This window comes from Paenibacillus sp. SAFN-117 (assembly GCF_051966115.1).
GTDB classification, from domain to species: Bacteria; Bacillota; Bacilli; order Paenibacillales; family NBRC-103111; genus Paenibacillus_L; species Paenibacillus_L residui.
Genome location: NZ_JBQCLK010000024.1, coordinates 88,682 through 98,598, shown reverse-complemented (window position 1 = coordinate 98,598; position 9,917 = coordinate 88,682). Strand labels below are relative to the sequence as shown.

8 protein-coding genes are annotated in these 9,917 nt (G+C 50.0%); 6 read left to right on the top strand and 2 right to left on the bottom strand.

All coding sequences use genetic code 11. The annotated features are described in order from the left end of the window. Positions 1-277 precede the first annotated feature (277 nt). The gene (locus tag ACTHRH_RS16485) at positions 278-913 is read left to right on the top strand and encodes a hypothetical protein (protein WP_440416586.1); all 636 of its coding nucleotides are present in this window, start codon (positions 278-280) and stop codon (positions 911-913) included. 942 nt (positions 914-1,855) lie between these two features. On the opposite strand, the gene ACTHRH_RS16480 is transcribed toward ACTHRH_RS16485, so the two are convergent. Together ACTHRH_RS16480 and ACTHRH_RS16475 are read right to left on the bottom strand one after the other, a co-directional pair. After that, positions 1,856-2,770: a YifB family Mg chelatase-like AAA ATPase gene (locus tag ACTHRH_RS16480; protein ID WP_440416588.1), complete on the bottom strand. Its 915-nt coding sequence runs from the start codon at positions 2,768-2,770 to the stop codon at positions 1,856-1,858. A 12-nt stretch (positions 2,771-2,782) separates the two neighbouring features. After that, positions 2,783-3,424, bottom strand: coding sequence for a magnesium chelatase domain-containing protein (locus ACTHRH_RS16475; protein WP_440416584.1), 642 nt, complete (start codon positions 3,422-3,424; stop codon positions 2,783-2,785). Positions 3,425-3,679: 255 nt separating this feature from the next. Between ACTHRH_RS16475 and ACTHRH_RS16470 the strand changes: the two genes are divergently transcribed. From ACTHRH_RS16470 to topA, 5 genes are all read left to right on the top strand, one after another. Further along, a complete protein-coding gene (locus ACTHRH_RS16470) occupies positions 3,680-3,940 on the top strand; it encodes a hypothetical protein (RefSeq protein WP_379287442.1) in 261 nt (86 codons plus the stop codon). A 398-nt stretch (positions 3,941-4,338) separates the two neighbouring features. Further along, positions 4,339-5,505, top strand: coding sequence for an ADP-forming succinate--CoA ligase subunit beta (sucC, locus tag ACTHRH_RS16465; RefSeq protein WP_144933193.1), 1,167 nt, complete (start codon positions 4,339-4,341; stop codon positions 5,503-5,505). Positions 5,506-5,557: 52 nt separating this feature from the next. Continuing rightward, positions 5,558-6,490 carry a succinate--CoA ligase subunit alpha gene (gene sucD, locus ACTHRH_RS16460; RefSeq protein ID WP_150959631.1) on the top strand — a complete coding sequence of 311 codons (933 nt, stop codon included), beginning with the start codon at positions 5,558-5,560 and terminating at the stop codon, positions 6,488-6,490. A gap of 103 nt (positions 6,491-6,593) precedes the next feature. Beyond that, positions 6,594-7,691 (top strand): DNA-processing protein DprA, encoded by a 1,098-nt coding sequence (dprA, locus tag ACTHRH_RS16455; protein ID WP_440416581.1) that lies wholly within the window; start codon positions 6,594-6,596, stop codon positions 7,689-7,691. 76 nt (positions 7,692-7,767) lie between these two features. Next, complete coding sequence (topA, locus tag ACTHRH_RS16450) at positions 7,768-9,846, top strand: type I DNA topoisomerase (RefSeq protein ID WP_440416579.1); 2,079 nt, start codon at positions 7,768-7,770, stop codon at positions 9,844-9,846. Positions 9,847-9,917: the final 71 nt, after the last annotated feature.

The following is a 9,917-nucleotide window of genomic DNA, read 5'->3' as shown; positions in this document are numbered from 1 at the left end:
TACTCTTACGCTACGACTTTAGTCGTCGACATTTATGTCTAAATCCACCTGCTTTGAGCAGGTGGTAGTTTAAGGAAACGGCCGTTTTGAATAGACATTCTCTCCACTCCTAGCAGATAAGCATGTGTATAATAAGGGATGATTACCTACTATTGTAACGGAATTCTGTCGGAAGAGCATCCTTTCTTTTCAGTGAGCCGGTATCTGCGGAAGCGAATTTTCCGGCAGTACAGTCTTTTGTAAAGTAACAATATAAATGGATTAGGAGATGCGGAAAATGTTGATTGGGATTAAAGTCAGGCTGAACGACAGCCCGGTAAAGGCACTCCAATTTGTTAGAAGATACACTACTCTTGGTCTGTCGGAAATCAAAGAAAGGCTGAAGTCTTATAAAATCATCCTTACGCTGGATATTCACGATGAAGAGGAGAAGGACAAGCTGCTGCAGTTTATCCGGGATGCGAACAAATTGGGATTATCTCTCGATTTTATGGAGCAGACCGAGGAAGGAGAGTTCGAGGACATTAGCGAGGATATGCTGTGGAATGCAATGGACAGGTGGGAAGGCATACGCAGAAACACCGAGACCGAAATGTTTTTGGAAAAGGGGCCGGTTTTAACCGTCCGATGTAATGAATGGCCGGAGACTGCCGACACACCATCCTCCGATATAATAACCGAGGCGCGAAATACGGAATTAAAATACGATCTCAGCCGTGTGGAAGATTACTTGGCATGCCGCCGGCTTATGGAATATTTAAGCGCATCTTCGATCGATGCGGAGCTTCGAATGGACTATGCGGATGGTGACTATCCGGAGGAGTATAGGGTTCAGGAATTGCTGGAGTTGTTTCAGGAGATGCGAATCAGTGAATTTCTGGGTGTGGAATGCCCGGACGATCCCGAAAGATAGGTATGCGAAAAAAACGAAGCAGATATATAGAGCATACATGGGTATCTGATCTGTGGGAAATTTAGATAAGATAGGCGAGCTATCCAAAATGATAACCCATGCTGCCGCTTGCCACTACTGAATTATCCAGACCGAGCGGCAGCAATAAAGTTCCAATTGCAAATAACGAGAGAAACCATTTCTGTACTTACTAAAACAATGAAAGCCCTACCTCTCTTTCATCCTTGCGACTCCTTGATCGCGCCAGTGTGAATTAGCGATACATCATAACAAATTCTTCAGGGTTATTGGAATTTGAACAAATGGATGGAGGAAATTATTTAACTGAGGAACTTCTGAGGGTTAATGCAAACAGGAATAATCTTAACATAATTTTTAACGAAAGTCAATGATTGGATTTCAAAAATCTCGCTTGCACGCAGATAGTACCGTGTCATCGGCATTGGGGCAGGCTGTATTTTGGTAGCTGTCGATTAATTGTAGCAAAGGCGAAGGGATAGGACCGAGGATGATTATTGTACTAGTGAAAAGCGAATTGGTGTAGCATCAATGAAACTGGAAATGGATAACAGCGAAAATGTAACGGACCTGAGAGACCCTATTTCGTTAAAAAGGGCGGTTTTTTGAGACGGACATAGATGCGCTTATTTCATAGAATTGTCCTACATTTGCGTTCGTTTCTTGGGAATAGAGTCGTCTCAGTCCGTTAAAGTTACCGAAAGGCCCTTCCGGAGCGATTAAGGTCTCTTGGGTCCGTTATAACCAAACCGTGCAGATTTCTCACATGATCTTAGTTGTACACCAAAAATCAACAGCCAATCTGAGTCCGTAACTTTGCCGAAAGGCCCCTTCCGGTATGATCTCAGTTATACACCATTAATCGACAGCCTCTTTTGTGTAGCTAATTCAAGTGAATTGTAGCTGGTCAATGGAAATATGCGATTACTGAAACGTCTTCCGGTCCAAGGTGCGATATTGAATCGCTTCAGCCAGATGGGCGATCTCGATATCGCGAGAGCCTTCCAAATCCGCAATCGTGCGGGCCAGCTTCAGGATCCGGTCATAAGCCCGGGCACTTAAGGCTAGCGTATCGAAGGTGCTGTGAAGGAGCTGATCGGCCTCGGGCTTGAGCCGGGCGTGACGGCGCAGCAGCTTGCCTGCCAGCTCACCGTTAAAGCGGATTCCCGTCCCCCGGTATCTCGCCTGTTGAATCGACTGGGCCCTGATGACCGACTCCTTCATCTCGGCGGAGGACAACGATGAAGCCTCCTGTCCGAACAGTCGGTATTCCATACGCGGCACCTCCACGTGCAGGTCAATGCGATCCAGCAGCGGTCCGGAAATGCGCGACCGGTACTGATTGATTTTGAGCGGTGAACAGGTGCATGGAGAGGTGACGGTTTCGGCTCCGAAAAATCCGCAAGGGCATGGGTTCATCGATGCCGCCAGCATAAAATTGGCGGGGAACGTGTAGACGGCCCGGGCCCGGCTAATCGTCACCTGATTGTCCTCGAGCGGCTGCCTGAGCACCTCGAGCGCATTTCGGGAAAATTCGGGAAACTCATCGAGAAACAAAATGCCGCGATGAGCCAGGCTGACCTCTCCGGGCTTCGGTATCGTCCCTCCACCGGCCATCCCTCCCGCAGAGATCGTATGGTGGGGAGAACGGAAGGGGCGGGACGTCATCAATTGAGCCCGTCCGCGCAGCAGGCCCGAGACGCTGTAGATTTTCGTCACCTCCAGCGCCTCGTTCTCCTCCATATCCGGCATAATGGTAGGCAGTCTGCGGACCAGCATCGTCTTTCCGGTGCCGGGAGGGCCGATCAGCATAATGTTATGCATGCCCGCCGCGGCGATGACGAGAGCTCGTTACACATGCTGTTGTCCGGTTACATCGGCATAATCCAGCCCTGTCCCTATATCGGCGGAGTCAGATTCGGTCGACGGCGAATCTCCGCCCGGTTTATTTAGTAAATGATATAAATGATTAACATCATTAATCAAATGCCGTCCTATTTGCGTTACGTCCCGTAAATGGGCGATGGCATAGACATCCATTCCTTCGACCAGCATGGCTTCTTTGGCATTTTGCAGAGGGACGACGATCTTGGGAATCCCCATGGTGCGGGCATGATGAACCATCGAGAGCACACCGGGGACCGGACGCACGCTGCCGTCCAAAGCCAGCTCTCCAATAATCAGGGCTTCGCTCCACGGTTCCCCCGTCAGTTGTCCGCTGGTCAGCAGCAGGCAGACGGCGATGGCCAGGTCGAAGGACGCTCCCTCCTTACGCAGATCGGCGGGGGCGAGATTGATCGTAATCCGCTCCATCGGGAACTTGAAGCCGCAGTTTTTAACCGCGGCGCGGACCCGCTCGGCGGATTCCTTGACCGCAGCATCTGGCAGGCCGACGAGACTGACCTGGGGCAATCCGCTGCTGATGTCGATTTCCACTTCAATCAATTTTCCTTCAATGCCGTTAACGCAAGCGCTGCGAACTTTGCCAAACATAAATAAGCACACTCCTTCCATGATTAGGGAGGGGAGTCCCCGGTTCTTGATCCGCTGTCGTCCCCCATTGGAAAAAGGTGCTTCCTTATAACCAATATATAATTATATTATTCCGCATAAGACTTCCATGCCGATAACGCGTCATCACTGATAAGCTCTTCACCATTATAACATTCTACATCCGCGGGAAAAATCCTGCCTCTGTTTCATAATTTTAGAAAAAATGAGTCATACTACTCGTGAGGTGATTGGACTATGGAAAACAAACCGTATTTCTGCCCGAATTGCCGCTCGAACCGGGTTAAATTCAGCGTGATTACGAGATACACACAGTCCTTTATCAAGGATGCCGTTACCGGGGAAGTTACGGAAATGGCGGAGGAAGCGCCGCTTCAACCGGAGGAGCCGGAAATTCAATGCCTGGTTTGCCATTTCTCGGGGAATGAAATGAGATTCGTGAAGCAGGCGGAGAGAGAGCCGAGGTCAGCCGTCTCCATCCAGCCTACTTATAGTTAATGTAGGACCAGCGCTTGCTTTCCCGGAAAGCGGCGCTCTTTTTGTTACGCCGTCGGGCCATTTCCATGCGGTTCGGCGGCTCCATTCGCGTAAGGGGAGCTTGCGGGCAGTTTCCTTCGCCGGCATGCGGTATTCCTATTTCCCGAGCAATTAGAAAAATCGCCACCTTTCACCAATATCAGGAAGCATATGAGAAATTAATGTTAAATAATTAAGAAAAGTAGAGGAAACTAGCGAAAAAAAGTGGTACAATAGATAGGGCTTGTCGAGCGGTGCGATACTGCCGATTGAATAGATTTTTTTCGTTCTGATAATATCTATTTTAGTTGGCTGAAATCCATTGGTTTCGAAGCTTGGTTTCGAAGCGCCATTGAAGACACTGATAGGAGGAAGTAAGAATGAATATCCATGAGTATCAAGGCAAAGAAGTCCTGAGACAATATGGAGTGACCGTTCCGGAAGGAAGAGTCGCTTTTTCCGTGGATGAAGCGGTTGAAGCTGCCAAGCAGCTGGGAACCCCTGTTGTGGTTGTCAAAGCCCAAATCCATGCTGGCGGAAGAGGGAAGGCCGGCGGAGTCAAGGTAGCCAAAAATCTGGACGAAGTACGTACATATGCTGACGAAATTCTCGGTAAAATTCTCGTCACCCACCAGACCGGTCCGGAAGGTAAAGAGGTTAAACGCCTGCTGATTGAGCAGGGTTGCGATATTAAGAAAGAATACTACGTAGGCGTAGTTGTAGACCGCGGCACCGGCCGGGTCGTCATGATGGCATCGGAAGAAGGCGGCATGGAGATTGAAGAGGTGGCCGCCAGAACCCCGGAGAAAATTTTCAAAGAAGTGATCGATCCGGTTATCGGATTGCAGCCGTTCCAAGCTCGCAGACTGGCATTCGCGATCAATATTCCGAACGAACTGGTTAACAAGGCCGTTAAATTCATGATGGCGTTGTATACGGCATTTGTAGATAAGGACTGCTCCATTGCGGAAATCAACCCGCTCGTCGTAACCGGAGACGGAAACGTTATGGCGCTGGATGCCAAGCTGAACTTCGACTCCAACGCATTGTATCGTCATAAAGACATCCTGGAGCTTCGCGATTTGGAAGAAGAAGATCCGAAGGAAATCGAAGCCTCCAAATTCGACCTGAGCTACATCGCTCTGGACGGAAACATCGGATGTATGGTTAACGGAGCCGGCCTGGCTATGGCGACGATGGATATCATCAAATATTACGGCGGAGAACCGGCCAACTTCCTCGATGTAGGGGGCGGCGCCACCACGGAGAAAGTAACCGAAGCGTTCAAGATCATCCTGTCCGATGAGAAGGTCAAAGGGATCTTCGTTAACATTTTTGGCGGCATTATGCGCTGTGATGTAATCGCCGAGGGAGTTGTAGAAGCGGCCAAGCAGGTAGGTTTGGACCGTCCTCTTGTCGTGCGCTTGGAAGGAACCAATGTGGAGCTCGGGAAGAAGCTTCTGAACGAATCCGGCTTGAATATTATCGCTGCAGACTCGATGGCCGACGGCGCTCAGAAGATCGTAGAGCAAGTCAAAAATCTGTAAGCAGCACCCCTTATATAAAATGAACGGAAAAAAGTAAAGGATGTGAAGCGACGTGAGTATTTTAGTTAATAAAAACACAAAGGTCATTACTCAAGGGATTACCGGTTCCCAGGGTAGATATCATACCAAAGGCGCGCTTGACTACGGAACTCAAGTAGTGGGAGGGACTACTCCCGGCAAGGGCGGTACGGAAGTAGAGTTTGAGCTGGAGAACGGCAGCACGGTCAAGCTCCCCGTGTTCAACACGGTGCGTGAAGCGGTAGAAGCTACCGGAGCCAATACATCCGTTATTTATGTTCCCCCGGCTTTCGCGGCGGATTCGATCATGGAGGCCGTCGACGCGGATCTGGATCTCGTTATCTGCATCACTGAAGGAATTCCCGTGCTCGACATGGTTAAAGTCAAGAGATACATGGAAGGCAAGCGTACCGTGCTGATCGGTCCTAACTGCCCCGGCGTCATTACTCCGGGTGAATGCAAAATCGGCATTATGCCGGGATATATCCATACTCCAGGCCATGTCGGAGTCGTTTCCCGCAGCGGAACGCTCACCTACGAAGCCGTTCATCAGTTAACTACCCGCGGCATCGGCCAGTCCTCTGCAGTAGGGATCGGCGGAGATCCGGTTAAAGGCTCGGAATTTATCGACGTTCTTAAGAGATTTAACGAAGATCCGGACACTTATGCCGTCATCATGATCGGTGAGATCGGCGGAACGGCGGAAGAAGAAGCGGCCGAGTGGATCAAAGAGAATATGACGAAGCCCGTTGTCGGATTTATCGGCGGTAAGACCGCTCCGGAAGGCAAGCGGATGGGTCATGCCGGCGCTATTATTTCCGGAGGCAAGGGAACGGCCGCCGAGAAAGTGGCTACTCTGGAAAGCTGCGGAATTAAAGTGGCTCCTACTCCTGCGGAGATGGGATCCACACTGGTGAGCGTCCTGGAGGAAAAGGGACTGCTGGAGAAATGCATCACCAAAAAATAATAGCTAACTGAATAAATAATTATGAAGGTAAGCAACCTTTCATTTCCTATATGGATTTGACGGGTTGCTTTTTTTCATTTTTAAGCACAAGGAGGAACCGGCATTGGATAATAAATCAATCTTGTTAGGGCTTCATGAACTGAAAGGAATCGGTTGGGAAACGATCGAAAAACTGATTATTAAAACCCAAAATTTGGTGGAGCTGCTGGAATGGGGAGATATGGAGTGGAGGGAGGCCGGAATTCGCAGGGATCGGGTAGAGAGTATAAGGAGGGGCTTGACTCAGGAGCGGCTAGCGTCCAGACTGGAGTGGTACCGCAAGGAGAACATACATGTATTGACATTATATGATGAAGCTTATCCATACAGGCTGAGGCACAGTTCACGCCCGCCCTGGGTGCTGTATGCCAAAGGAAATTTGAAGCTGCTGGAGAATTATCATTCCCTGGCGATTGTAGGCAGCCGCACTCCGACCGCGTACGGTAGAAGGGCAGCAACCGAGTTGGCTTATCATTTGTCCGAAGCGGGATTGAGCATTGTCAGCGGACTGGCCAGAGGAATCGACAGCGCGGCCCACCTCGGGGCGTTGGAAGGCAAGGCTAAGACGATCGCCATCCTGGGCACCTCGATTGACCGGGTTTATCCCCCTGAAAATCTTAAATTGTTCAAGAGAATAGAGGAAGAGGGGGTCGTGCTGTCCGAGTATTTCCCGGGCATCATCCATCATCCCGGATTATTTCCGTTGCGCAATCGGGTAATTGCCGGCATAAGTTTGGGCACTCTAGTAGTAGAGGCGGCTCAGAATAGCGGATCGTTGATTACGGCCGATATGGCTTTGGACGAGTCCAGGGATTTGTTTGCCGTTCCCGGTCCGATCTTCTCTCCCAAGAGCCGGGGCACCAACGAGCTTCTTCAAACCCGGGCCAAGATGGTCGTTTGCGCGAATGATGTGCTCGAAGAATATAAGGGCTTTTTCAATATAAAGAACGTTTTGCATCCTGCGGATTCTCCTAAACCCGAACCGGAGCTGACGAAGGAAGAGCGGCGAATCCTTGGGCTCATTTCGTTCGAACCGACGACGATTGACTATCTTTTGGAGCAAAGCGAAACAAATTTTGGACATTTGCATACAATTCTGTTATCTTTACTAATGAAAAAAAAGATTGCACAGCATGCAGGCTCGGCGTATGTATTAATATAGCGGCAAGATCATCAGATTGCCTGCAAGAGATAAAGCACATATAATAAACCTGTTTACAGAGGGGAGGAAGATGCGCATGGCAGATTCGTTAGTTATCGTCGAATCACCGGCAAAAGCGAAAACGATCAGTAAATATTTAGGCAGCAAATATATTGTCAAAGCATCTATGGGCCATATCCGTGATCTTCCCAAAAGTCAGATCGGAGTAGAAGTCAAGCGTAATTTTGAACCGAAATATATAACGATCCGCGGCAAGGGCTCCGTGCTGAAGGAATTGAAGGACGCCAGCAAGAAGGTTAAGAAAATTTATCTGGCGGCGGACCCTGACCGGGAAGGGGAAGCGATTGCCTGGCATCTGGCGCATTATCTGGAGTTAACGGATAACGAGCCGTGCCGCGTCGTGTTCAACGAAATTACGAAGCAAGCGGTTAAAGATGCCTTCAAATCACCGCGCCCGATCAATAAAGACCTGGTGAATGCCCAGCAAGCGAGAAGAATTCTTGACCGCCTGGTCGGTTATAAAATCAGCCCGCTTCTATGGAAGAAGGTCAAGAAGGGATTGTCGGCCGGCAGGGTTCAATCGGTAGCCGTCAAGCTGATCAATGACCGGGAGAATGAGATTAGAGAGTTCATTCCGGAGGAGTATTGGTCGATCACGGCCATGCTGCAAGCCGGCAAGCAGTCCTTCGAAGCGAAATTTTACGGGATAGGCGGAGAAAAGCTGGAGCTTGGCAACAAAGAAGAGGTCAACCGGATTCTGAAGATGATTGAGGAGTCCAGCTTCGTTGTTAAGGAGGTTAAGGAGAGGGAGCGTCAGCGCCATCCTTCCGCCCCTTTTATTACAAGTACACTCCAGCAGGAAGCGGCCCGCAAGCTGAATTTCCGGGCGGCCAAGACGATGTCCGTCGCGCAGCAGCTATATGAAGGGATTGAGCTGGGCAAGGAAGGAACGGTCGGTCTGATTACGTATATGCGTACGGACTCCACACGGATATCCCCGGTAGCCCAGGAAGAAGCTAAGGAATATATTCAGGGGAAGTTCGGCGATGCTTACGCTCCGGAAAGCCCACGCAATTATACTAAGAAAAACAGCGGCGCCCAGGACGCGCATGAGGCGATTCGTCCAAGCTCCGTCCTTCGTTCTCCGGACGAAATCAAGTCTTATTTGAGCCGGGACCAATACCGCCTATATAAATTAATTTGGGAACGGTTTGTCGCCAGCCAGATGACCTCGGCCGTATTGGATACGATGACTGTGGACATACAAGCCAACGAAGCGGTTTTCCGCGCCGTAGGCTCCAAAGTGAAGTTTCCGGGCTTCATGAAAGTATACGTAGAAGGAAATGACGACGGGACGACAGAGGAAGACCGGCTTCTGCCTCCTTTGCGTAAGGACGATGTGGTGGAACGCGTCGGAATCGAGCCGAAGCAGCATTTTACGCAGCCGCCGCCTAGATATACGGAAGCCCGGCTGGTAAGGACGCTGGAGGAGTTGGGAATCGGGCGTCCGAGCACCTATGCCCCCACACTGGAAACGATCCAGAAGAGAGGATATGTAGCTCTCGAGGACAAGAAGTTCATTCCGACAGAACTGGGAGAATTGGTCGTTGAATTGATGGAGGAATTTTTCCCGGAAATATTGGATGTAGAATTTACGGCCAATATGGAGGAAGAGCTGGACCACGTGGAAGAAGGGAAGGAGGATTGGGTTAAGGTTCTGGACGAATTTTACCAATCCTTCGAGAAGCGGCTGGAGGTAGCCGAAGAGGAAATGAAGGAAGTCGAGATTCAGGACGAGGTCTCGGATGAAATTTGTGAAAAATGCGGCAAGCCGCTAGTATACAAAATGGGGCGGTTCGGCAAGTTTCTCGCCTGCTCCGGATTTCCGGAGTGCCGGAATACGAAGCCGATCGTCAAGGACATCGGGGTAGTTTGCCCCAAATGCAAGGAAGGCCACATCGTAGAAAGACGCAGCAAGAAAGGCCGGATTTTTTATGGTTGCAACCGGTATCCGGAGTGCGATTTCGTCTCTTGGGACCGGCCGGCGGGACGCGATTGCCCGAAATGCGACTCGATGCTCGTTGTAAAAAATACAAAAAACGGGCAGCACCTCCAATGCGTGCAATGTGATTTTAAAGAGGAAGTGCCGGAATAAGTCTTGCGCGAAACTAAGTTCTCTGGAGCTTAGTTTTTCGTCTTCTTTTCCGGGGTGCTGCGAACCGTAAG

What these genes read in the sequence shown, in the direction of transcription:
- ACTHRH_RS16470 (WP_379287442.1), top strand. Translation starts at nt 3,680, where the DNA reads ATGGAAAACAAACCGTATTTCTGCCCGAATTGCCGCTCGAACCGGGTT.
- topA (WP_440416579.1), top strand. Translation starts at nt 7,768, where the DNA reads ATGGCAGATTCGTTAGTTATCGTCGAATCACCGGCAAAAGCGAAAACG.
- sucC (WP_144933193.1), top strand. Translation starts at nt 4,339, where the DNA reads ATGAATATCCATGAGTATCAAGGCAAAGAAGTCCTGAGACAATATGGA.
- ACTHRH_RS16475 (WP_440416584.1), bottom strand. Translation starts at nt 3,424, where the DNA reads ATGTTTGGCAAAGTTCGCAGCGCTTGCGTTAACGGCATTGAAGGAAAA.
- ACTHRH_RS16485 (WP_440416586.1), top strand. Translation starts at nt 278, where the DNA reads ATGTTGATTGGGATTAAAGTCAGGCTGAACGACAGCCCGGTAAAGGCA.